18 protein-coding genes are annotated in these 22,190 nt (G+C 41.4%); 9 read left to right on the top strand and 9 right to left on the bottom strand.

Annotated features, from left to right (window positions below; translation table 11 throughout):
• Positions 1-27: 27 nt before the first annotated feature.
• The 3 genes from LV83_RS01375 to LV83_RS01385 all read right to left on the bottom strand — a co-directional run bounded on the left by LV83_RS01375 (position 28) and on the right by LV83_RS01385 (position 4,399).
• The gene (locus LV83_RS01375; RefSeq protein ID WP_111609723.1) at positions 28-2,706 is read right to left on the bottom strand and encodes a TonB-dependent receptor plug domain-containing protein; all 2,679 of its coding nucleotides are present in this window, start codon (positions 2,704-2,706) and stop codon (positions 28-30) included.
• Positions 2,707-2,781: 75 nt separating this feature from the next.
• Positions 2,782-3,849 carry a 23S rRNA (adenine(2503)-C(2))-methyltransferase RlmN gene (gene rlmN / locus LV83_RS01380; protein WP_111609724.1) on the bottom strand — a complete coding sequence of 356 codons (1,068 nt, stop codon included), beginning with the start codon at positions 3,847-3,849 and terminating at the stop codon, positions 2,782-2,784.
• Positions 3,850-3,916: 67 nt separating this feature from the next.
• Entirely contained in the window at positions 3,917-4,399 is a 483-nt protein-coding gene (locus LV83_RS01385) for a peptide deformylase (protein ID WP_111609725.1), read from the bottom strand.
• Positions 4,400-4,475: 76 nt separating this feature from the next.
• On the opposite strand from LV83_RS01385, the gene LV83_RS01390 reads away from it, so the two are divergent.
• Positions 4,476-6,371, top strand: a complete 1,896-nt coding sequence (locus tag LV83_RS01390) for an ABC-F family ATP-binding cassette domain-containing protein (RefSeq protein ID WP_111609726.1) — start codon at positions 4,476-4,478, stop codon at positions 6,369-6,371.
• 188 nt (positions 6,372-6,559) lie between these two features.
• On the opposite strand, the gene LV83_RS01395 is transcribed toward LV83_RS01390, so the two are convergent.
• Positions 6,560-7,342 (bottom strand): multicopper oxidase domain-containing protein, encoded by a 783-nt coding sequence (locus LV83_RS01395; RefSeq protein ID WP_111609727.1) that lies wholly within the window; start codon positions 7,340-7,342, stop codon positions 6,560-6,562.
• Between the two features lie 91 nt (positions 7,343-7,433).
• Positions 7,434-9,677 (bottom strand): TonB-dependent receptor family protein, encoded by a 2,244-nt coding sequence (locus tag LV83_RS01400; RefSeq protein WP_111609728.1) that lies wholly within the window; start codon positions 9,675-9,677, stop codon positions 7,434-7,436.
• Positions 9,678-9,810: 133 nt separating this feature from the next.
• On the opposite strand from LV83_RS01400, the gene LV83_RS01405 reads away from it, so the two are divergent.
• The 7 genes from LV83_RS01405 (at position 9,811) to LV83_RS01435 (ending at position 18,584) form a co-directional block, all read left to right on the top strand.
• Positions 9,811-11,859 (top strand): alpha-L-fucosidase, encoded by a 2,049-nt coding sequence (locus tag LV83_RS01405; protein WP_111610098.1) that lies wholly within the window; start codon positions 9,811-9,813, stop codon positions 11,857-11,859.
• Between the two features lie 20 nt (positions 11,860-11,879).
• Complete coding sequence (locus LV83_RS01410; RefSeq protein ID WP_111609729.1) at positions 11,880-13,268, top strand: sulfatase family protein; 1,389 nt, start codon at positions 11,880-11,882, stop codon at positions 13,266-13,268.
• Between the two features lie 66 nt (positions 13,269-13,334).
• On the top strand, positions 13,335-13,907 hold the full coding sequence (locus LV83_RS01415) for a gluconate 2-dehydrogenase subunit 3 family protein (RefSeq protein ID WP_111609730.1): 573 nt from the start codon (positions 13,335-13,337) through the stop codon (positions 13,905-13,907).
• The gene (locus LV83_RS01420) at positions 13,900-15,618 is read left to right on the top strand and encodes a GMC oxidoreductase (RefSeq protein ID WP_111609731.1); all 1,719 of its coding nucleotides are present in this window, start codon (positions 13,900-13,902) and stop codon (positions 15,616-15,618) included. Before LV83_RS01415 ends, LV83_RS01420 begins: the two co-directional genes overlap by 8 nt.
• 214 nt (positions 15,619-15,832) lie before the next feature.
• The gene (bshA, locus tag LV83_RS01425; RefSeq protein WP_111609732.1) at positions 15,833-16,969 is read left to right on the top strand and encodes an N-acetyl-alpha-D-glucosaminyl L-malate synthase BshA; all 1,137 of its coding nucleotides are present in this window, start codon (positions 15,833-15,835) and stop codon (positions 16,967-16,969) included.
• A gap of 117 nt (positions 16,970-17,086) precedes the next feature.
• Positions 17,087-17,713, top strand: a complete 627-nt coding sequence (locus tag LV83_RS01430) for a sterol desaturase family protein (RefSeq protein ID WP_111609733.1) — start codon at positions 17,087-17,089, stop codon at positions 17,711-17,713.
• Between the two features lie 46 nt (positions 17,714-17,759).
• Positions 17,760-18,584, top strand: a complete 825-nt coding sequence (locus LV83_RS01435) for an NAD-dependent epimerase/dehydratase family protein (protein WP_111609734.1) — start codon at positions 17,760-17,762, stop codon at positions 18,582-18,584.
• Here LV83_RS01435 and LV83_RS01440 read toward each other — a convergent pair.
• Positions 18,581-18,919, bottom strand: coding sequence for a tRNA-binding protein (locus tag LV83_RS01440; RefSeq protein ID WP_111609735.1), 339 nt, complete (start codon positions 18,917-18,919; stop codon positions 18,581-18,583). The genes LV83_RS01435 and LV83_RS01440 overlap by 4 nt on opposite strands.
• Before the next feature lie 74 nt (positions 18,920-18,993).
• Here LV83_RS01440 and LV83_RS01445 point away from each other — a divergent pair, with 74 nt between their 5' ends.
• Positions 18,994-19,350 (top strand): hypothetical protein, encoded by a 357-nt coding sequence (locus tag LV83_RS01445; RefSeq protein WP_111609736.1) that lies wholly within the window; start codon positions 18,994-18,996, stop codon positions 19,348-19,350.
• On the opposite strand, the gene LV83_RS01450 is transcribed toward LV83_RS01445, so the two are convergent.
• The 3 genes from LV83_RS01450 to LV83_RS01460 all read right to left on the bottom strand — a co-directional run bounded on the left by LV83_RS01450 (position 19,351) and on the right by LV83_RS01460 (position 22,188).
• Positions 19,351-20,085 (bottom strand): 1-(5-phosphoribosyl)-5-[(5-phosphoribosylamino)methylideneamino]imidazole-4-carboxamide isomerase, encoded by a 735-nt coding sequence (locus tag LV83_RS01450; protein WP_111609737.1) that lies wholly within the window; start codon positions 20,083-20,085, stop codon positions 19,351-19,353.
• Positions 20,086-20,226: 141 nt separating this feature from the next.
• The gene (locus tag LV83_RS01455; RefSeq protein ID WP_111609738.1) at positions 20,227-21,264 is read right to left on the bottom strand and encodes a YCF48-related protein; all 1,038 of its coding nucleotides are present in this window, start codon (positions 21,262-21,264) and stop codon (positions 20,227-20,229) included.
• Positions 21,265-21,276: 12 nt separating this feature from the next.
• Positions 21,277-22,188 carry a hydroxypyruvate isomerase family protein gene (locus LV83_RS01460; RefSeq protein WP_111609739.1) on the bottom strand — a complete coding sequence of 304 codons (912 nt, stop codon included), beginning with the start codon at positions 22,186-22,188 and terminating at the stop codon, positions 21,277-21,279.
• Positions 22,189-22,190: the final 2 nt, after the last annotated feature.

The raw sequence follows: 22,190 nt of genomic DNA on the forward strand, positions 1-22,190 counted from the left end.
GCTGAGATTAGGAGATAAAGCAATCTCTTATTCCAAAACTCTGACTAATCTACCCAATCTCCCTGACTCATCCATTCCCTCGATTACTATTACCAGCCTTTTAGCCAAATCCGTGTTAAAAAACTCCAGATTTGTTTCACCTTTTTCATCCAGAGTTACTAATGGATTCCAATACACTGTGGCTCTTTCATCTACCATGGCATTTTCCACTGTTTTGGTGTCATACTTTGGCAGGTAAAACTCTCTCGGAACAGCATATCCACCAAATCGGGTTACCAGACTTCCTTTTTCATTTGTAAATATCTCTCCACCAGTCTTGGTATAAACTGCGATTACGCCATTAGCTCCTTGGGCTCCGAAAATAGCAGCTTTTGCAGGGTCTTTGAATACATCCACACTTTTGACCATGCTTGGATTCACTTGCATCAGTGTGCCTGCATCCACTGGCATATTGTCCAAAAGATAGAGCGGCTGTGTACCAGAAGTAACCGAACCAACTCCTCTGATAAGTACATTCACATCCAAACCAGAGACAAACACCTGAACTCCAGCAACCCTGCCTTGTATCAACTGGAATACGTTTGTAAATGCAACAGCTCCTGGAATTTTTTCTGGGACAAGCGTTACATCGCCTGAACCATAAATTTTTTGAATTTCATCCTCCTCTTTCTGTAAAGTCGTCGATTCTACCGTCACTCCTTCTATATCCACTATTTCATCCTGACCGTTGATCATTTGATTCATCCTAAATCTAGCCTCATAAGTGGCAGCAAGCTCCTCAGACCAAAGTGGACGATCGGAATATTTGCCCGGTATAGTAAAGAAGAAAGGCTCAGGTAGTTCTAATTCTATATCCACGAAATTCTTAAGCCGATTGTCTTCAGCAGTAATGGTAATTGTGGCAGAATCCAGGTAATTCAAATCCTTAAGGATAAACCGGCCGTTCGGACCAAATTCCGATGTTATTATTTCAATTCCTTCACCGACTAATGCCGTCACCTTGCCCCCGGATAAGCCTTTTTTGGTATCTTCTGTATCAGAGACTTGGCCTTCCACATTCAATCCTTGTTCTATGAAATTCTCGATTTTTGGAAAGGTAGAAGTCATCACATCTTCCCAACTAAACCGTCTCCAGCCATGCGTAAGCATTACCAAATCCAAAGATTCCTGGTTTTCTGGACTACTATCATCAAAGTACCGTCCAGCTTGATAAATACCTCCTTGCAGGTCTGAAGTAAGTAATAAAGCAGACAGAATGTTGCTCCCCATATCCTTAGATGGATCCACCTGATCTGCATCTAAAACGGCTACCGAAAAGCTTCCAGTGCTAGCTGCTCCTGAAAAAGAAGCACCAAGTCCAAGGTTGATTTTTTCTCGCTTCGCAATATTTCCGGATTGTGACAATTCAATATCGATCAGATCATCCTGTTGGAAGAAAAGCAATCGTTGAAGTAGGGGAGTTCCATCAGCACTTAGCACGGTGATTTCATTGATGCCGGATATGAGATTTTCCTTGGGAATTCTGACCCCCCAAGTGCCATTTGCTAAAACCCCTTTTATCATGTAATTGATAATGCCTCTGGTCTGGGATACCAATAAGAGATCTTTTATGTCAAGTTCACCTTGAATAAACACGGTCAAGTAAGCTACTGCAGGATTATTGATCACCTGCATGACTAAGCCAGATTTATCAATTTCAGGAAGAGTTACTAAGACTTCCTGACCGGTTGTCTTTTCAAGGACTTTTGCCTGATGACTAGTGCCCGTAGGAGTAAATTCAAATTTGCCTAAGCCTGCAAAGTTACTTTCAAAGTTAACCTCACCACCAACGATACTTCCACTAATAGCTGCTGGAAGACCATCTGGATAGAGCGCCCGGAAGGCAAAGTTTGACTTCATGTCAATAACAGCGTGTCCTCCTTCCGGCAAAAACTGAATGTCTGCCAAGGTCAAACTATAGGGCAACCTTAATTTTTGGGTGACAGCATAATTCTCATTTTCCAGATAGGTCAACTCCACATGCTGGGACAAATTCGCCTTTTCGGGTATGCTAAACGTAAAATTAACTTCCCCATCAGCATTTAAAATTACCTCCTGAGAGTAGACTTCTTCGCCTTCAGCTAATGCTTTTACATCAATTGTCTTACTGCTCAGCGGGTTTCCCTTGCTATCTACCGCAGCTAGATTTGCTTTATAGGTTACTTTTCCGCCTGAAGTACTTATACTTTCGTAAGCGATTTTCGGAAGAAATGAGCCTCCTGCACCGTCTATGACGTTCACTACGGAAGTGGAAAAGTACTCTTCTCCAAAATTACGCATCCAAGCTGTATATGCCTTGATCTGATATATTCCAGCTTTGCCAAAGGCAGGCAATACAAAATCCCCACTTCCTCTTCCTTTCTCCAGCCTCAAGACTTTTTGCTCTAACAGCAATCCCTCCCCGTCAAATAGGTCCACATACAAGGTAGAACTGAGCGGGGAAGGAACTTGAGCGCTCCCAGCCGTAAGATATGCACTGAACCACAGGTCTTCACCCAGGGTATATGTGCTCTTATCTAAGTGTAAATAGGCCTTTTCTATGGGGAATTCTTTCTGATAGGTATCAAAAAAAGTCTGGATTTTAGGGATTATTTCATCTTGAGCAACTACTGGTTTCAAAAAGGAAAAACTAAGAAGTAGAGTCAGGACGACAATATGAATTTTCATATAAATAAGAGTTGGCTTAGTCAAAAGAAAGCCTTAATAAAACTAAAGAATGTTTAATTACCAAGTAAAAAAATGTTAATTAGTATTAAGCTCTCCTACCTCATTTTTATTCGCCAGCTGTCCACACGCTGCGTCGATGTCCTGCCCACGGGATTTTCTGACTTTTGCGATAATTCCTTGAGATTCAAGGATTCGTACATACATATCTACGGCTTCTTGCTTTGCTTGACGGAATTCCCCCTCGTCGATAGGATTGTATTGGATTAGATTGACTTTGGAAGGAATGATCTTGCAAAATTTCGCCAGTGCGCGGGCATGACGCTCATCGTCATTGATTCCTTCCCAGATCACATATTCATACGTGACTTTGCGCTTGGTCTTGTCGTACCAGTATTTCAGCGATTCGCCTAGTTCCTCCACAGGATTTCTGTCGTTGATAGGCATGAGACGGGAGCGAGTTTCGTTGATCGCAGAGTGAAGCGATACGGCAAGGTTGAATCTAACTTCATCATCGGCCAGTTTGCGGATCATTTTGGTGACGCCCACGGTAGAAACGGTAATTCTTCGGGGAGCCATTCCCAGCCCTTCGGGCGAAGTGATTTTATCGATTGCCTCCAGCACATTGGCATAGTTCAGCAGCGGTTCACCCATTCCCATGAAGACAATATTGGTCAGCGGACGCTGGAAGTAGGTTTCTGCCTCGTCCTTGATTGCCACTACCTGATCGTAGATCTCGTCTGGATTCAGGTTTCGCATCCTTTTTAGACGGGCTGTTGCACAAAAATTACAATCCAAACTACAACCAACCTGGGAAGAAACACAAGCCGTAATCCGCTTGGTAGTAGGAATCAAAACAGACTCTACAATCTTATTATCATAAAGCTTCACCGCATTCTTGATCGTGCCATCAGAAGAATGCTGCATCAAATCCACGAGAATATGATTTATCTCAAAATGCGTTTTTAGCATCTCGCGTGTGCTGAGTGAGATATTGCTCATCTCATCAAAGTTCTTCAGAGACTTGTTCCACAGCCACTCATAAACCTGCTTGGCTCGGAATTTCTTATCTCCCTGCGCCAAAAAGAATTCTTCCAACTGCGCCAGAGATAGCTTACGGATGTCTTTTTTCTGAATTGCTTCCATGGGGACAAAGGTAAGACTTTTAAGAGTATCAAGAAGCTAGAGTCTAGTATCAAGATAGTAGTCGGGATTATTTCCACTTGAAGCTTTTCTGATCTATCGCTCGCATCGTACAAAGTACGCCATTTAGATGATCGAACTCATGCTGAATCAATTCAGAAATAGCTCCTGAAACATTCCATTCCTGCTTACTCCAATTCTCATCTCTATAAGTCAGGGTCACCGATTGATGCCTTTTTACCTTGACTAGCAGATTCGGAAAACTCATGCAATCATCCCACAATTCAAACATTTCCTCACTTTGGTTTTTCAGCTCAGGATTAAGAATGACATAGGGACGATCAAGATTCAGGTAAAACATCCGCTTCATAATTCCCAACTGTGGAGCAGCAATTCCTCTTCCGAAGCCATATACCGATCGAATATCGGCCATGGCCTCGTGCAATTCCTGGACCCAACTTGATACTTGACCCAATTCAGATTCCAAAACTGGCTCGCAGATTTGGTAAAGTCTTGGGTCACCGAGCTTGAGGATGTCGTGGATGGTTTTCATGATTTGAAAATACCCTTTCTATTGAAACTTAGGAAGTCATACATATACTCACTTTGCTTTTCCTTACTTTTGCGGCATGAATTACCTTTCGGTCGAAAACCTCAGCAAAGCGTTCGGTGAGCGTAAGCTTTTTTCCAATATCTCTTTTGGCATTTCTCAGGGTCAGAAAATCGCCCTTGTCGGCATCAACGGCGCTGGGAAATCTACGCTGATGAAAATCATCATGGGTTTGGAGATTCCTGATACGGGTCAGGTCGGAACCAATCAGCAGGTAAAAGTGGCTTATGTTCACCAAAACCCGGTTTTTGAAGGGACGATGAGTATTTACCAAACGATCTTTGACCAAAGTAATTCAGAAGTGCTGAAGGTGATTGAAGATTACCACAAAGCAATGTTAGATGCAGAGCGAGGCATCGACAACTCGGATAAGATGTCTGTTCTCTTTGAGAAAATGGATGCCTTTCAGGCATGGGATTTTGAATATCAGGTGAAAGAAGTGCTAGGCAAACTGGGTCTTCACGACACTGAGCTTCCGGTGGGAACACTTTCCGGAGGCCAGCGTAAGCGAGTTGCTTTGGCAAAAGCAATCTTGGAAAAACCTGATTTGCTACTGCTCGATGAGCCTACCAACCACCTGGATCTAGAAACTATCGAATGGTTGGAAGACTACTTGGCGAAAGCCAATTTGGCACTTTTCATGGTGACTCACGATAGATACTTCCTAGAGAAAGTGACCAATGAAATCCTGGAACTTGATCAAGGTAAAATTCATCGCTACCAAGGAAACTACGGCTACTTCTTAGATAAAAAAGAAGAGCGAATGGAAATAGAGGATATAGAGCTCGAAAAAGCCAAAAGCCTGTATAAGAAAGAACTGGATTGGATTCGTCGTCAGCCAAAAGCGAGAAGTACCAAAGCTAAATACCGTGTGGATGCTTTTGAAGAAACAAAAGAGAAAGCCTCCCAGAAGCGAGAAGAGCGCGATATTCAGTTGACCGTGACGACTCAGAGATTGGGAAACAAGATCATTGAGATCGACAAAATAAACAAGGCTTTTGGTGACAAAACAGTCGTCAATGACTTTTCTTATACCTTCAAAAAGAAAGACAGAGTTGGTATAGTAGGCCCAAATGGCGCGGGAAAAACAACTTTCCTGAATATGATCACCGGACAGATGGCTCCTGATTCAGGAAAAGTTTCCATAGGACAAACTACTGCTTTTGGCTATTACAGACAGGAAGAAAGCAGCTTCGACGAAGAAAAGCGTCTGATAGATATCGTGAAAGAAGTGGCCGAAGTGGTGACAATCGCAGGCGGATCCGAGATCACAGTTTCTCAGTTTTTGACACAGTTTGGTTTTCCTCCAAAGCAGCAACATACGCCAATCGCAAAGCTAAGCGGTGGTGAGCGAAGAAGGTTGCAGCTGCTCATGGTCTTGATAAAGAATCCTAACTTCCTGATTCTCGATGAGCCAACGAATGATTTGGATTTGATGACACTGAATACGCTGGAGGAGTTTTTGGATACGTTCCCAGGTTGTTTGATTATCGTTTCCCACGATAGATATTTCATGGATCGCTTAGTGGAGCACTTATTTGTATTCGAAGGAGAAGGCGAGATTTCTGATTTCCCAGGCAATTATTCGGAGTTCAGAGAGGCAGAGAAGAATCAAGAGCCAAGAGCCAAGAGTCAAGAAGAAAAGACGCAAGTAGCAAGTAACAAGACACAAGAGGCGAAAACTGAAGAGAAAGTAAAAGCAAGCTTTAAGCAGAAGAATGAGTTCAAGGAAGTGAATACTTCTATGGCCAAATTAGAAAAAGAGAAGGCTGAAATCACTGATAAAATAGCCGCAGGAATTGCTGATCATGAAGAATTGATCAAGCAATCTAATCGCATCGGAGCAATCGATTCAGAACTGGAAGAGTTGGAATTGACTTGGTTGGAATTGAGCGAGTTGGATGGGATAGAGTAGGATGAGTTTAGTTCAAGTCTTCAGACTTGGACTTTAGATGATGCAGTCTTCAGACTGCTCAATCTTAAAACGGCAAATGAAATGCAGTCTGAAGACTGCAATAAAGTTGGCACAAGTCCGAAGACTTGCGCCAAAAGGGGACTTGCGGGTAACGGGTTCGCTTCTTAAAGTTAAAAACATTAATAATTCTAATCTTTAGGTTTTAAGCCATTTACAAAGAGATTTTTGATATCGTCAGCAATCTTAAGTTCTTCGACATTGTCATAAACTTGGTACCAAGCCATTGGTGAATGATAACTAAATGTTCGGATGTTGTTATCAACCTTGACTTGATATGTGTAATTAGCTCCATCCATAATTTGACTTCTTTTTTCAACAGTTCGGCCATCAGCCAGAAGCATATACTTTATCATCCGTGGCCTGACTTCATCCATTGTAGGAAATTCAAAGAAGTTCATACTATCCAATGAGTGGAAAAAAGATGGCCAGGATTTAGATGGAGTTAATTCAGTAATTTCAACTTTGTTAATTTTCCATTTGTCATACGGTTTTTTAGGGTTAAACCAATAATCAATTTTTTTGGCTTGTAGATTTCCATCAATACAAGTGATGATCGTTACTTTCCCACCGTTTACTAATGAAGGTGAATAATAATATCTAATCTCAAATTCCGATTTTGAATTTTCAATTCTCCCAATTTTTTTATTTTCATCAATAAATGAATCATATGCTATTGTAGAATCAGAAACTACTTTAAAATCATTTACCAGTAGTTCACAACTAACCTGAGCTATAGAAGTTATCGAAAATAATAATGCTATTATGAAAAACAGAGATTTCATTTGAAGATTTTGGATTCCTTGTATTGAAAGGTTAAAATTAAGACAAAATCCAACATCTTCTTTAATCTTAAGAAAGCCTCCCGCCCTCTTTAAATTATTTTTAGTTTCCAACCAGACTAGGGAATCCAAGGGGGAGTTAACCAAATCTTGGTTCTAGGCTCTTGATTCTCGACTCTGATTACTAAACTCTAATGTCTTGATACTTATATCTTGCTACCAGCTACAAATAAAGAAACGCCACCTTCACCCCTCCGTACCAATTTCTAGTTGGTGCAGGCTGATAGTATCTTCCGCCAAAAGGATTCAAATCATTTCCCATGGAATAGCTTTCATTCAGCAAGTTGTCCACACCGGCAAAGGCTTCTAATTCCCACTTTCCAGCAAAACTTCTAGCCCAACCAAACCTAGTATTCACCAAATTATAGGCATCTTGATAAACCGTGTTTGCATCATTGAGAGGGATCTCATCTACATATTGATGCGTGAAATTCAGGTAAAAACCAGGAGCAGTGCGAAGATCCAATCGGGACACGAGCGTGTTTGGAGAAACTCCAGTCAAGTCATTTCCTGAGTAATCATTATCCCCTTTTTTATAATTAGTAAAGGTGAAATAATTCCCCGTGAACGCTGTTCCGATTTTCAGATCCCGGACAAAGGCACTTTGATTTCGGATCAAAGCATAATCAATTGCTGCTTCAATCCCTTTTTGATCCGTGGAACCAGCATTTCTGAAAAGTACCACGCCTTGAGGATTGGTGTAAGTTGTGATCGTTTGATCAAGCATGAAGTAAAAAGCAGTCAGATCCAGATTCAACTTGCCTTTACCTAGTCTATAACCAATTTCATAATTTATTCCTTTTTCAGCTTCGAGATCCAAGTTCAAACTACCTTCATTCGTCCGAACTTCGTCGATGGTAGGAGGAGAAAAACCGCTGCTGAGACTTCCATAGACACCTGAGAAGTCATCGAACTGAAAATTCAGCGCAAAACGTGGAACCACAATAGGATCAAATTTTCTCGTTTGCAAACCAGTTGCTCCACTAGAAGCATCGATCTGCCGGTTTACTTCTAGGCTGCTGAAATTCTCACTAAGTGCAAAAGTCACCATAAAGTTTTCCATCAAATCCCACTCTGCCTGTTGAAATAAAAACCCTTGAGTTGCTCTAAGCTTATCTGCAAATCTGACTGTATCGGCTACTCCATTCACATTTCCGAAATTCTGTGCATCCGTCAAACTGGTTTGATATTCTCCACCCGCAATGATTCTCAGGTCTTTTCCTGCTAATTTTCCATCATACGTGAATTTTGTTCTTCCGCCAAAACCAAAACCGACTTCCTTTTTGTAATCCAAAATGAAAGGATTTTCAAAGTCATTCGTATTCAAATAGAAGGTTGTTGAGTTCTTAATCTTTGGAGAAAATTTATACAACTGTCCGATGGAAGCAAACACCGATTGCTGGGAAATAGAACTGTTTTGGGCTACCGAACCGGGTCTAGCTTGCGTGGGATCAGCGGCTAATTGATCAGCATTTAGTCCTCCAGGGATCCCATAATTCAAGTCAGAAATCAATACCTGAGTGCGGATTTCCTGCTTATCTGAGACGGAGAAAAATCCTCCCAATTGAAATACTTGTCGGTCCAAAGCTGATTGTTCACGATAGCCGTCTGATTTTTGACTGACATAAGAAGCCTCAAATCCACCATTTCCGACTTGCTGGGAAACCCCAAATCGATAGCGGGTCATCCCAAAATCTCCGACCATAAAATCGGCCGAAACCCTACCTCCAATAGGATTTGCTGGACTGTTTAGATTTACCACACCACCATTTCCAGCTCCATAAATAGAGCCAGATGGTCCTTTGATGACTTCGGCAGTTCGGATATTAGAGAGATCTAGGAGATTCAAAGCTGTGGTGCCGTCAGGGGAGGTGAAGGGCACTTCGTTCCAATATACTTTCACATTTCTCACTCCAAAAGGTGCCCGTATCGAACTCCCACGGATAGAAATTCTATAACTCGCCGGAGCACGCTCTTCGATTCGAACTCCCGGTTTAGTATTGAATGAATTGACGATTGAGGTTTCGTTGAAGCGATTGAAATCTTGCTCTGATACTACCACAATCGAAGCAGACTGCTCCAAAAGTGGCCTTTCTGATTCGAATGCCGAAACGGTGATTTCGGATAGGTTCAATGATTTTTCGATTAATTCCACGGTATGCTCACCGGCTCCAAATGTTGCGGAGATAACTTCATAGCCTGATTTGAAGAATGTGAAATTCTGATTTTCGCTAACTGAAAAAGCTAAAATTCCAGAGCTGTTGGTGATTTGGGCTTTGCCTTTCTCGGGTTGAACGCGAACATTTTCCAGCGGAACCTGTGTTTTCTCGTCTATGACTTTTATCTGGATTTGTGCCTGACTTAAGGTGGAAATCAACAGAAATATTATCGTAAAAATTCTATTCATAAACGCAAATTAAAGCCTTTCGTCCGAAGATATCATGGTGAATCCACCAAAGGTAATTTCTAAAGTTCTTAGATTAGATACTTCTTTCAATATTGAGGCAAAAGCCCTAATTTTCTTGCGTAATTTACTTCCTATGAAAAACTCACTTTGGATAGCAGTTTTGCTGATTCTTTCTTTCTGTCAAGAAAAAGTAGCTCCACCCACTCCCGTACTTCCCATTCCCGACGCAAAGCAGATAGCTTGGCAGGAATTGGAATATTACGGTTTTATTCACTTTAATATGAACACGTTCTCCGATAGGGAATGGGGATTTGGCGATGAAAAACCAGAGATGTTCAACCCATCAGATCTGCAGCCAAGACAATGGGCTCAGGTAGCTGCCGAAGCTGGAATGAAAGGCTTGATCATTACAGCAAAACATCACGATGGATTTGTACTTTGGCCGTCGGCCTATACCGAGCATTCTGTGAAAAACAGCCCTTGGAAAGACGGGAAGGGGGATTTGATCAAAGAATTGGCTGAGGCATGTGAAGAATATGGATTAAAATTCGGAATCTACTATTCCCCTTGGGATAGAAATCACCCTGACTATGGCAAACCGGAATACATCACCTACATGCGTAACCAGCTGACTGAGTTGCTAAGCAATTATGGAGATATTTTCGAGGTTTGGTTTGATGGGGCAAATGGCGGAGACGGTTATTATGGAGGAGCGAATGAAGTGAGAAAAGTGGATAAACTTACTTATTACGACTGGCCAAATACCTATAATCTGGTGCGTGAGTTGCAACCTGGAGCGATGATGTTCAGCGATGGCGGGCCAGATGTTCGTTGGGTGGGCAATGAACATGGTTTTGCCTACGAATCTACCTGGTCAAATTTGATGCGTGATTCTGTCTATGCAGGTATGCCAGATTACCCACAAAAATATGCCACTGGCCAAGAAAACGGTACGCATTGGGTTCCGGCAGAAGCGGATGTTTCTATCCGTCCAGGCTGGTACTACCACAAATATGAAGATCATAAAGTCAAGACACTTCCGGAATTATTGGAGATTTACTACAAAAGCATTGGTAGAAATGCCTCTCTTCTGATCAATTTTCCTGTGGATACACGTGGCCTGATTCACGAAAATGATGTTGAGGCGATTTTGAAGTTTGGGGAAAAAGTAAAGAATGATTTTGCTGTGAATCTAGTGGCTAATGCTAGTGTAAGTGCTAATGAGGAACGTGGTAGTGGATATGGGGCTGAAAATGTACAAGATGGAGATTACGAAACCTATTGGACAACTCCAGATGGTGGAAAGACCGGAGAGATCACGGTTGATTTCGATACAGAAACTACTTTCAATCGACTGTTAATCCAGGAATACACGCCTCTTGGGCAGCGGATAAAGTCATTTGTATTGGAGAAAGAAGCTGGTGGAAATTGGGAGAAAATAGCTGAAGGAACCACAGTAGGATACAAAAGAATTCTTCGATTCCCTGATGTCACCGCGATTAAAGTTCGAGTAAGGTTCACTGATGGAAAAGACATTCCTGTTATTTCGGAAATAGGAATTTACAATGCTCCCAAGCTACTGCTTCCTCCAAGCTATTCCAGAGCTATCTCTGGAGAAGTAACCCTAAGTACTCCTGATGAAGGGTTGGAGGTCTATTATACACTTGATGGATCAGAGCCGAGCACAGCTAGTCAACAATATTCAGCGCCTTTCCAAATCGATAAAGCAAGCACTTTGCAAGCAATTTCTGTAAATCCAGCCTCTGGAAAGAAAAGTGAACCACTTCGGGTTGAGGTTGATTTGGCCAAAGCAAAATGGGTTGGCTCTTCCGATAATTCCGAAAAAGCAATTGACGAGAATGCTGGATCCTATTTCACAAGTGAGAATAATAATCTTACGGTGGACTTAGGTGAATCGGTATCCTTGAAAGGCTTCACTTATCTGCCAATGCAGGCAAGGTATCCAAGTGGGTTCATTACTAATTTCACCTTCGAGGTGAGTGAAAATGGTAGTTCTTGGCAGCAGGTAGCTGCTGGAGAATTCTCCAATATTGTGAATAGTCCAATCGAGCAAATCATCCGATTTGATGCGGTCAATGCACGATTCATCCGCCTGAAAGCAAGTAAAACGGCAGATGGAAACCCTGCGACTTTTGCAGAAGTAGGTGTTTTGACCAAATAAAATCTTACCTGAAGGATACCATGAAAACCCAACTAGCCCTAATTCTTGGCGGTGCATTTCTTTTAGCTTCCTGTGCCAATGAGGAAAAAGTGACTGCCCAATCTAAACCAAATGTCATTGTAATTCTCTCGGACGATCAGGGAACACTGGACTTGAATAGCTACGGGTCAACTGATTTATCTACTCCAAATCTTGATCGATTGGCAGCTTCTGGTGTAAGATTCACACAATTCTACGCAGTGGCTCCAGTGTGTTCGCCTTCGCGAGCGGGCCTTTTGACTGGTAGATATAATTATAATGCTGGGCTCTATGGAAATGTTGATATTCCAGATCATGACCCTGAAGGCAAATCAGGAATGCCAACTGAGCAGATCACGATGGCTGAGCTTTTTAAGCCAGCAGGATATAGGACGGCATCTATCGGAAAGTGGCATTTGGGACACACTCCAGAAAAGCTTCCAAACGGCCAGGGATTCGATTATTTCTTTGGCCATCAAAGAGGCTGCATCGATAATTACTCACATTATTTCTTTTGGAGCGGGCCAAATCTTCATGATTTATACCAAAATGATCAAGAAATCTATCGTCCCGGCGAATTCTTTGGTGACTTGATGGTTGAGGAGGTGAAGCAATTCACACAGCCATCTGAAGATCCATTTTTTATTTACTGGGCAATTAATATGCCGCATTATCCTTATCAGGGCAGGCCAAGTTGGTTGGAATATTACAAGGGTTTGCCGAGTCCCCGAAAGGAATATGCTGCGTTTATTTCTACGTTGGATGAGCTTGTTGGGAATGTACTCGACCATTTGGAGCAAACTGGCCAACTGGAAAATACTATTATCGTTTTCCAATCAGATCATGGACACAGTACGGAAGAGCGTGCCTACTTTGGTGGAGGAAATGCCGGACCATTTAATGGAGCAAAGTTCAGCATGCTAGAAGGAGGTATTCGGGTACCCGCTATTATCTCCTGGCCAGGCGGTAACATTCCCACAGGAGAAGTGAGAAATCAGTGGGCTGGAAGTGTAGATTGGTTTCCAACTCTTGCCGACCTAGCTAATGTAGAAATCCCAAATCCTGCTGAAATGGATGGAATAAGCTTGAGAGATGTAATCTATGACAACGCTACTTCCGGACATGATGTAATGCATTGGGCCACTGGAAACCCAGAGGTAACCACAAATTCTTGGGCAGTTAGAAAAGGGCCATGGAAATTACTCGGAAACCCATTTGATCCTGCCAAAAAACTAAGTTTCACAGAAGATGATAAACTCTATCTGGTAAACCTTGCTCAAGACAGCACTGAATCCAAAAACCTAAAAATGGAACATCCTGAGGTTACCGCTGAATTATTAGGTCTTCATGAGGCTTGGTTAAAAGGAGTTTTGGACGCCAGATCAAAATAAGATGGAAATTGATAATTGATTTGTCTATTTTGAGAGCTAAGTTTATCACCCAAAACCTATTTATACATGAACAGACGAATCGCCCTAAGGCATCTCGCACTGATTTCCGGAGGACTTGCGCTAATCCCTTCCTGCGATTTCAGCTCAGATGATATTCTGGCTGCATATGAGAATCTCAAAGTTACAGCATCCCAAAAGCAACTTTTGGGAGATATTTCAAATATCATAATACCAGCTGGGGAGCTCAAAGGCGCATTAGAATTGGAAGTTCCTGACTTCATTTTGGTGATGGTGAATGATTGCATGACTTCTGATAACCAAGCACTTTTCAGCACTGGGCTGGCCGCTTTCCCTGAATTTGTCAAAACTATCTCTGGGAAAAAATATGATAAGCTCAGCACGAAAGAAAAGGAAGACCTGATCCAAACAGGCATTGAACTCAAGTCTGAGGATACGCCTGAAGGTGAAAAGGACAAGGCTATATCTTACTTCTTGAATACTACCAAACGACTTACCATGCAGGGCTATATGGCTTCCGAGTATATTCAGACAGAAATTATTCCATATTCACTGATTCCTGGCCCGTACAATGGCGCCACGCTAATCTCCGAAACTCAAAAACCTAGAATTGATGGCTAATCTGAATATCAGAAATAAGCAAGAACGAACGTATCAAGCTATTGTAGTAGGCTCTGGAGCTAGCGGTGGCTGGGCAGCCAAAGAATTTGCAGATTTGGGTGTAAAAACACTTTTGCTAGAAAGAGGTAGAAATGTGGAGCATATAAAGGATTACCCTACTACTAATATGCTTCCTTATGAATTCAAACACAGGGGAAAATTGCCTCAAAAAGTCTTGGATGAAAATCCAATAGTTTCCAAATGTTATGCCTTTGGAGAGGACTCAGAACACTTTTTTGCCAAAGATGCCGAGCAGCCTTACATCCAGGAAAAGCCATTTGATTGGATCAAGGGCTATCAAGTAGGCGGAAAATCTCTGCTTTGGGCTAGGCAGGTGCAGCGCTGGTCGGATTATGATTTCGAAGGTCCTGCGAGAGATGGTTTTGCTGTGGATTGGCCAATTCGTTACAAAGATATTGCGCCATGGTACAGCCATGTTGAGAAGTTCGCAGGTGTTTCCGGAAATCTGGATGGATTAGATACTTTACCTGATGGGGAATTTTTGCCAGGCTATGATCTCAATATTGTAGAGAAGCATTTTGCCCAAAAGCTAAAGGAAACTTACGGCGGAGATCGTCACATGATTTCAGCTCGTTGTGCGCATATTCACGAGCCAAGGCCAGAATTCACAGCTCAAGGAAGAGCTTCATGTCAAAACAGAAATCTCTGTCAGCGAGGATGTCCTTTTGGAGGATATTTCAGTAGCAACTCTTCCACCATTCCTTGGGCTTTGAAAAGCGGAAACGTGACATTAAGGCCAGATTCAGTGGTTCATTCAGTGATATATGATGAGGAAAAAGGCAAAGCAACTGGCGTAAGAGTCATCGATGCACATACCAAAGAAGTAGAAGAGTTTTACGCAGACGTGATTTTTATCAATGCCGCAGCGATCAATTCAAATGCGATCTTGATGAACTCCACTTCTGCTAGATTCCCGAACGGGCTAGGAAATGACAGTGGTGTTTTGGGTAAATATTTTGCTTTCCATAATTACCGTGCACAAGTAAATGGTTCTTACGAAGGGTTTATGGAATACACCACTTCTGGCGGAAGGCCGACGAGTGGTTATATTCCTAGATTTAGAAATGTGAAAAAGCAGGAAACCGATTTTTTACGTGGGTACGCCGGTGGATTTAGTGCCTACAGAGGTGGAGGCTATGTTGCTGACGCGAGAGTTGGGATGGATTTGAAAAATAGCATGCTAAATAAAACTCCACCTGATGGACCTTGGAGAGTTGGTTCGCATATGATGGGTGAGACTATTCCAAAAGAATCGAATTACATCGCTTTGGACAAAGACAAACTTGATCCCTATGGTCTTCCAACTTTGAAATTCAACGTGTCCTATGATGATAATGACGAGAAAATGATCTTGGACTATCAGGAGCAGGTTTCTGAGATGTTTGAGAAAGCTGGCTTTACAGACATCAGAGTTAATGATGACCATAGAACCCCAGGATTGGATATCCACGAAATGGGAGGAGTTAGAATGGGCAAAGACCCCAAAACCTCCATGCTCAATGGAAATCATCAGCTACATGCCGTACCAAATGTGTACGTGACGGATGGAGCTTCTATGACTTCTACCTCAACTCAGAACCCTACCTTGACTTACATGGCTTTTGCTGCGAGAGCTGCTCATCATGCCGTAAGTCAGAGCAAGAAAGTATAATTGAATATTCACTTGAATCGTAAAAACCCTTAGGAAAACTGTTCTTCCTGAGGGTTTTTTCCTTTTTACCAGGAAGAATAAATGTTCCAAAAGATTTGGTTTTCAATGCTTTTCGCCTAAAATTCTTTATTAATTGCTTAATTGACCTCTATTTTGAACAAAAGAGGGGTTAATGCGTGTTAAAAATCAGGTTAATTAACCAGCCCAGCAAAATATGAAAATAGGTATTGTTTGCTATCCAACCTTTGGAGGTAGTGGAGTTGTAGCGACAGAATTAGGTAAAGGTCTTGCAAAAATTGGTCATGAAGTTCATTTCATCACCTACAAGCAGCCGTCCCGTTTAGACTTTTTTAGCGAAAATCTTTATTATCATGAGGTGGATATTAAAAGCTATCCTCTTTTCGAACACGCTCCCTACGAACTTGCATTAGCCAGTAAAATGGTAAGTGTGGTGAAATACGAAAAACTGGATTTGCTTCATGTTCATTATGCCATTCCTCATGCTTCGGCAGCATATATGGCTAAGCAAATTCTAAAAACACAAGGTATCCAGATACCCGTAGTAACTACTCTGCATGGTACAGATATTACCTTGGTGGGTAAAGATCCAAGCTATGAGCCGGTAGTGACTTTCAGTATCAATCAATCAGATGGTGTAACCGCAGTTTCTGAAGATTTAAGGAAAGAAACGTATGCTTTCTTTGATATTCAGCGTGAAATCGAGGTTATACCAAACTTTATTGATTTGGAAAGATTTAAGCGCCAAAAGAAGGAGCATTTCAAATTGGCAATCTGCCCAAATGGTGAAAAACTATTGGTTCACACTTCAAATTTCAGAAAAGTAAAACGTGTCGAAGATGTTATTCGGGTTTTTTACGAAGTAAGAAAAGAAATACCAAGCAAGTTGCTTTTGGTAGGTGATGGGCCAGAGCGCGATAAGATGGAGCGTCTTTGCCGAGAATTGGGCACCTGCGATGATGTTCGCTTTCTAGGAAAATTAGATGCAGTAGAAGAGGTACTATCTGTTGCGGATCTGTTTTTGATGCCTTCAGAGAAAGAAAGTTTTGGATTGGCGGCGCTTGAAGCGATGGCATGCGAAGTGCCGATTCTTTCCTCAAATGCAGGAGGGATACCAGAACTTAACGTCGATGGAGTAACAGGCTTCGTTTCAGAGATAGGAGATATCAAGTATATGAAGGAAAAAGCACTCTATATTTTGGACGATGCGAATCTTCCTACCTTCAAAAAAAATGCATTGGCAAGAGCTCAGGAGTTTGATATTTCCAATATTCTACCGCATTATGTTGCATATTATCAGAAGACTATCGAATCAACAATGGCACAGATTTGATTAAAAATTGATTATTGTCATGAATTTCTCAGTGATGAAAGGTCGTTTTCAATTATCTTTGGGTTTAGATTCTAAAACGAGTCTAAGCAAGTTTAGTAAAATTAGAATCAGTAGCGTATGAAAAAGATAGGTAGATTGGATAAGCCAGATAATTTTGGCACCGCCCAAATTTTCTCTAATCCGATTTTGGAGAAGATTTCGAGAACCAACATATTAGTGCCCATTACCATGTTTATCGTTTTAGGAATGATATCAATTTATTTTGGGATACAGAGAACTTCTGTGGGTATAGGAACTGCTATACTTTTGTTTGTCGTGGGGTACATAGGTTTTACTCTAGTAGAATATATGATGCATAAGCATTTCTTTCACATGGAGCCAAATACACCAATAAAGGATAAACTACAGTACACTGTTCATGGAATTCACCATGATTACCCGAAGGATAAAGATAGATTGGCAATGCCTCCATTCGTGAGCGCCGCCTATGCCGCAATTCTTTACTTGATCTTCAAATTGACGATGGGTGATTTAGCATTTTATTTCTTACCCGGATTTTTGCTAGGATATGCGCTTTATCTGGGAATTCACTATTTGGTACACGCAGTGCAGCCGCCAAAGAATTTCATGAAAGTACTTTGGGTGCACCATGCCATACACCACTACAAAGATCCAGATGTAGCGTTTGGAGTAAGTACACCATTGTGGGATTACATCCTAGGCACCATTCCTAAGAAAGATTAACTACTATAAACCTCTCAAAATTGGGAGGTTTTTTTCTTTAAGATCGATGAATCAAATATCAATAATAGGCCTTGGGTGGATTGGATTACCACTTGCTCAATATCTTCAAAAAAATGGGCATGCGGTGATAGGAAGTACTACTTCGGCTGATAAACAGGAGAAAATAAAAGATCTAGGAGTAGAGGCAATTCAGTTTGCACTTGTTCCTTTTCCTCAAGGCAAAGCTTTTCAGAAACTCTTTACAAGCGAAGTACTCGTCATTAATATTCCGCCTAAATCCCGTACTACTGATGGTAAATTTTATTTAGAACAGATGAAATACCTGCGGACTATGGTCGATCAAGCAGGAATTGAAAAAATTATTTTCGTGTCCAGTACTGGAGTTTATCCAAATGATTCTAGAACGGAATCCTACTTGGAGGCAGAAGAAGTCACCGAGGCGAATACAGGAAATATCACATTGCTTAAGGGGGAAAAAACATTCAAAGACGCGAATGAACTTACAATCGTTCGTTTTGGAGGTTTAATGGGAGATGATAGAATTCCGGGTAAATATGTGGCTGGGAAGGAAAATGTGGCTGGCCATACTCGTGTGAATTATATCCATAAAAGCGATGCTGTAAGAATGCTTGCCTGGATCATTGAAAAAGAGCTTTGGGGCAAGATCTATAATGGCGTGGCCCCCATTCATTCTTTGAGAAAGGATATATACGAAAGGAATGTACTTGATTTAGGTTTCGAGCCACCTAAAAGCTACGAAAATGCCTTAGAAGGAGATACCCGATTAATTTCTGGACGTAAAATTCTAGAGACAGGCTTTGAATTCGAATATCCGGACCCTATAGACTTTCCATACACCAAAAAAAGTTAATGTAACCTAGCCCCATTTGGAACAGGCCTCTCAACTGAGGTGAGTATGATTTCTCCTGCTTCATCGCTAAAGCCTGTGATCAGAATTTCCGACATAAAATCTGCAATTTGTCTTGGGGCTAAGTTACAAACGCAAAGTACTTGACGGCCTACCAATCCATCTACTGTGTAATGTGCGGTAATTTGTGCGGATGATTTTTTAACTCCAAGTTCTCCTCCTAAATCAACCCAAATTTTATAGGCTGGTTTTCGGGCTTTTTCAAATAATTCTGCCCGCAGAATTGTTCCAATTCGCAATTCTATTTTATCAAAATCTTTGAACTCAATCGTTTGCATAACAATTTTTTTTCCTAATTTTATAAGCCCTTTATAAAACCTTTTGTGAAAGAAAAAGGTTACATTAGCTGAATATGATCCTAAAAACTGTTTTTTCCATTAAAAATTTAACCGTTTTCGGCATAGCTGCATTTTGTTTATGCTTCTGGGCTGGTGATGCCATAGCTCAGAGTGAGCGGGAGAAATCAGAAATTGAGCGAGAGAAGCCAGTGGTTAAGCCATTGTTAGAAAATCAATCGGATCAGGTTGATATGCCAGTGCGTGACAATCATTCTCCAATATCAACCGTAGCTTCACCAAACGTCAAGACAGTTTCTCCAAAAAAAGTAGAAGCCCAGGTTAGTGGTGAAGGTAAAAAAGTTGAACCTACACCTTCTACCTTATCATTTAATATTTTTCTATATATCGTAGATAAATTCAAGGCTGATTAATTAGCCTTCCTTTAAGAATTTTTCTAATTCTTGAAGACTTATCATTCCTTCATAATAAGCTCTTCCGAAAACTGTAGCTGAGACTCCCATATCTCTGAGTCGTCTGAAATCATCAATTCCTCTTACTCCTCCGCTAGCCGCAAGGTTGATTTGCGGGAATTTGTCCAACACACTTTGAAATAGTGCAAAGTTTGGCCCTTCCATCACTCCATCTCTTGATATATCTGAACATTTCAGGTATTTCAAACCTCTTTCATAGAAGAAATTAATATGGTCAAATAAGTCAATCTCTGTTTTCTTTAGCCAACCTCTAATTTTAATCTTATTGTCTACGGGATTGATATCAGCAGCCATATTGATTTTTTGCCTGCCGTAGGAAAGGATGAATTGAGCAAAACGCTCCGGGTAATTAGCCGCCGCTGAACTTACTGTAATAGTGCTAGCTCCAAATTCAAAGCATTTGATTACATCTCCATCGGTTGAGATACCTCCTGTATAGTCAACTTTCAAGTCAGTATAACCGGAAATAGCCTCAAGAATATGGTAATTCTTTGGCTCACCTCTCCGAGCACCGTCAAGATCTACCAAGTGGAGTCTTTTGATCCCAATTGATTCAAAAGCCTGTGCGATCTCTAAAGGGTTATTGGAAATCACTTCTTCTGTAGAAAAATCGCCTCTTTTAAGTCGGACGCATTTTCCATTTATTATCCATATGGAAGGAACAATTTCAAACATGCTATTATTAATCAGGTTTATTGGTTTATTGAGATCATCCTAAAGATACTACAGCTTTGGACTAAAAATATTAGTAAAGATGCAAATCTTTTAAAACAATGTTCACTTATTAGAATTGTGGAATAATGACATTAGTAATAATCAATACTTCAATTTAGCAATTTTCCCTTTGGCTCCCGAGGCCCAGACTGATCCATCGGCTTGGCCCATTTTTACTGCATGGAAGCCTTCGTTTGAAATTGTTTGCCATGTAATCCCTGAATCTTTGGAGTAATCAGAGCCACTAGGACCTACGGCTATTAGCCATTTTTGTCTTGGAAAATATACTACTCCTGACCGATAGCCACTCGGTCCCTGCTGAGGTTTGACCCACTCTTTATTCTTTGTAACAAATATTCCGGAAATACCCTCCAGCATGCCTTCATTCAAATAATCTCCTCCTACTGCAACTATCTCTCCGTCTCCAATGCTAGTAAGAGAAAAAATTCCCTGAGATGATTCCCCTTGAATAAAAGGTGAACTGTATTTTTCCCAACTTGCGCCCATATCTTTTGAATAGTGCAGATTTGACTCTGTTCCACCTGTTCCTATCCATAAGTGGTTTCCTTCTGCTAGAAGAGAGGTTGCACTCGCGGCGAAAGCGGCTTCTCCATTCACTGCACTAGGCAGTGAGTCCACAGGGTACCAAGTGTTTCCTTGGTTAGCAGTTTGAAGTATAGTCCATTTACCTTCATTCGGATCACCAATGATAAATCCGCGGTTAGCTGATGAAAAGCTAATACCATCCAAGAAAGCCAGTTCATTTTCCTGATGTTTTAGCTCCCAAGTTTTTCCCCCATCCTTCGTCTTGTAAATTACCGCTGGTTGTCCGGCGGATACCGCTATAGCAGTCAATGCATCAAAAGCCTGAATCGATCTAAAGTCTACCGTGTCAAGCCCAGCAATCACGCCATGGTCCCAAAGCTTTCCTCCGTTGATAGTTCTCATCCATGTTCCATTACTTCCACAAGCCCAAGCTATGTCGCTGGTGAGAGGTGAAAGACCTCTTAGCGAGGATTCTACAGGTGTTTCAAGAATTTCCCAGCCAGCTGGGGCTGTACTTAACGTTGAGTCTTCAGTTTTTTTACAGGAAAAAAGCGCTATCAATAATGATAGCGCCAGTAAACTATTCTTAATCATATTTATTCTAAATCAGACTACATCTACTTTTCTATAGGCCTGAATTAATGCTTTTTCACCATCAACTCCAGGAGAGGCATTTCCATGCTCCATACCCATTACACCCTTGAAACCTTTTTCATGGATGTATTTGAATACATTGCTATAATTGATTTCTCCCGTTCCTGGTTCCTTTCTGCCTGGATTATCTCCGATTTGTATATAGGCAATTTCTTCCCAGGTTTTTTCCATAGTAGCAATTAGGTTTCCTTCATTTCGCTGCATGTGGTAAATGTCATAGAGAATTTTGCAAGCTGGGCTATCCACACCTTTGCATATCATATAGGATTGATCAGCATGACGTAAGAAAAGATCCGGGTTGTCGCTCAAAGGCTCCATCACCATCACTAGGCCATGTGGCTCCAATACCTCAGCACCACGCTTAAAAGCTTCAATAACATTTCCTGTTTGCACTCCCATAGGAAGGTTTCTTTCAAAATATCCAGGAACTACAGTCATCCATTTTGCGCCTACGCGCTTGGCCACTTCTACTGATTTTTTGCAAGTATCTACAAAAGTGTCTATGAATTCCTGCCTACCAGTTGTAAGAGAAACTTTCCAGTTATCTCCACCTTCAATCACAAAAACTCCCATTCTCATGCCTAGAGACTCAAGTGTTTTGCCAATCAAAGCTTGCTCTTCTTCAGATCTGCGAAGCATTCCATTGTCTTCCAAAGACCTGAAACCTTGATCCGCCATGAATTTCAATTCATCCACAATTCCACCTGGAGCAGAATTTCTGAACATTCCAAAGTGCGGAGCAAAATCCATATTGAAGGTGGGTTCAGCTTTGCCTGCAGCAAAGGATGGCATACTCATAGCTCCAGAAACACCCAAAAGGGTGCTTCCTAAGCCTACTTTTTTTATAAATCCTCTTCTTTCCATGA

The sequence above is a fragment of the Algoriphagus yeomjeoni genome (genome assembly GCF_003259505.1).
In the GTDB taxonomy this organism is placed as follows: domain Bacteria; phylum Bacteroidota; class Bacteroidia; order Cytophagales; family Cyclobacteriaceae; genus Algoriphagus; species Algoriphagus yeomjeoni.